This window comes from Pseudomonas mosselii (assembly GCF_003205295.1).
Lineage (GTDB): Bacteria > Pseudomonadota > Gammaproteobacteria > Pseudomonadales > Pseudomonadaceae > Aquipseudomonas > Aquipseudomonas mosselii_B.
On sequence record NZ_QJRP01000073.1, the window covers coordinates 1 to 2,502 of the forward strand.

Consider the following 2,502-nt stretch of genomic DNA (forward strand, 5'->3'; position numbering starts at 1 on the left):
CCACCAACCGTTGCGGGCCACGCGCCAGGCACAATGCCACGCGGTCGCCCAGGACCACGCCACGCTCGATCAGATGATGAGCCAGGCGGTTGGCACGCTGGTTGAGCTCGCCGTAGCTCACACCCAGCTCACCCTGTACAACGGCCAATGCTTCGGGCGCTTGAGCCTCGACCAACGCGTGCACGGTCTGCCCTTGCGGGTAGTCCACGGCCGTGGCGTTGAAGTCCCCCAGCACCTGACGCGAGGCCTCGTCATCCAGCATCGGCAAGCCTTCGACCACTTGCCCCGGGCACTGCTGCAGAGCCTGCATCAATTGGTCCAGGGTATTGACCATCCAGCCGCCGATCTGCGCCGCCGGCAGCCCTTCGGCGGCCAGCACGCTCAGGCTGAAGCCCTCGCCCAGGTCGTCGACGCTCAGGGTCAGCGGGTAGTTGCTGCGCTCCTCGCCACCCAGCAGGCGCACGCCCTGCCAGATGCCTTCGCCGTCGCGGGCGACGCCCCCGGCGCTGTGGCGGTAGTTGAGCAAGGCACTGAACAACGGCATCGATGCGGCGACGCCGCTGCAACGCTGGGCCAGCGCCAGGGGCGCGTGCTCGTGACCGAGCAGGGCCGACAGTCGCTGGTGGGTGAGTCGCAGCGCCTGGTCTACCGGCAACGCGGTGTCCACCCGCAATGGCAGGGTGTTGATGAACATGCCCAAGGCCCGGTCGGCACCCTCGCCCGCTTGCAGGCGGCCCATCAGCACGGTACCGAATACCACGTCGCGACGCCCCGCCAGCACACCCACCACGCGAGCCCAGGCCAGGTGCACCAGGCTGGCGGCGCTGACGCCGCGCTGGCGCGCCTGCTCACGCAGGCCATGGGCCAGGGTGGCCGGCAGCATCAGCGCGGCATGTTCGACCCGCCCACCGTCACCCTGCACATCGGCCAGGCCATACGGCAGGGTCGGCTCGTCGATATCGCCCAGTTGCGCGCGGAAGTACGCCTCGTGGCCGGCCTCAGCGGCGCCCAAGCAAACCTGGGCGACATAGTTGCGATACGGCACTGCGGCGGGCAGTGTGGCACCACGCCCGTCCAGCAGCGCCTGCATCTCCTCGCCGACCACGGCCATGGCGGCGTGGTCGAGGGTCAGGTGGTGGAACTGCAGCAGGGCTACCCACTCGCCCTGGCGCGGATCCTCGGCATAGACCAGGCGCAGCAAGGGTGCCCGGGTCAGGTCAAGGCGCTGCTGACGGGCATCGAAACGGGCCTGCAACTGCTCCATTACCGCTTCTTCGCCCTGCCCGGTGATTTCACTGAGTGCCAGGCGGGCCTCACGCCAGACCACCTGCACCGGCTGGTCCAGCCCTTCCCAGACCACCGAGGTGCGCAGGATGTCGTGGCGATCGATGATCTGTTGCAAGGCCTCGGCCCAGGTACGCAGCCGCTCCAGGCTGTCGAAGGCCAGGCGCGACTGCAGCAGGTACGGGTCGCCCTGCTCGGCACTGAGGTGGTGGTAGAGGATGCCTTCCTGAAGCGGCGCCAGCGGGTAGATTTCCTGCACGTTGGCCGCACCACCCGGCACGGTGGCAGTGATACGGTCGATGCTGGCCTGGTCCAGGTCGATCAGGCTGAGCATGTTTGGCGTGATGTGCTTCGCATCGCTTGGGACTCGATTGGCCGGCACCTCGATTTCACGTCCCGACCCCACAGCCGCCGCCAACGCGGCCAGGGTCGGCTGGGCGAACAGCACGCGCACATCGGCATCCAGCCCGGCCTTGCGCATGCGCTCGATCAGGCTCACCGCCAGCAGCGAATGGCCGCCCAGTTCGAAGAAGTGGTCATGTCGACCAACCTGCTCGACCTTGAGCACCTCGGCCCAGATAGCGGCCAGCGCGGTTTCGATTTCACCTTGCGGCGCCTCGAAGGCACGGCTGACCAACGCGTCGCTGCCCGGCTGCGGCAAGGCACGGCGGTCGAGCTTGCCGTTGGCAGTCAGCGGCAGCGCGTCCAGTTGTACATAGGCCGAAGGCAGCATGTAGTCCGGCAGTTGGCCTTGCAGTTGCTGGTGCAGTTCAGCAATTACCGGATGGCCCGTGAAATAGGCCACCAGGCGCTTATCGCCCGGCACATCCTCCCGCACGATCACGGCGGCATCGCGTACACCCGGGCACCCGCCCAGGCGTGCCTCGATCTCGCCCAGCTCGATACGGAAGCCCCGCAGCTTGACCTGCTGGTCGGCGCGTCCCAGGTAACGCAGGGTGCCGTCGGCCTGCCAGCTCACCAGGTCGCCGCTGCGGTACATCGTGCCGCCGTTGAACGGATCCGGCAGGAAGCGCTCAGCGGTCAGCTCCGGCTGGCCCAGATACCCCATGGCCACGCCGTCACCGGCGATATACAACTCGCCCACCGCGCCCACTGGCAGCAATTGCTGGCGAGCATCGAGCACATAGCAGCGGCTGTTGCCGATCGGCTTGCCAATCGGGATGCTGCCATCGCCCACCTCGGTGATTTCGTGGGTGG

At 67.7% G+C, this 2,502-nt stretch carries 1 protein-coding gene; it reads right to left on the minus strand.

From position 1 onward, the window contains the following. Nucleotides 1–2,502, minus strand: a 2,502-nt coding sequence (locus DMX06_RS25975) for a condensation domain-containing protein (RefSeq protein ID WP_146232249.1), incomplete at both ends; no start/stop codon positions are given.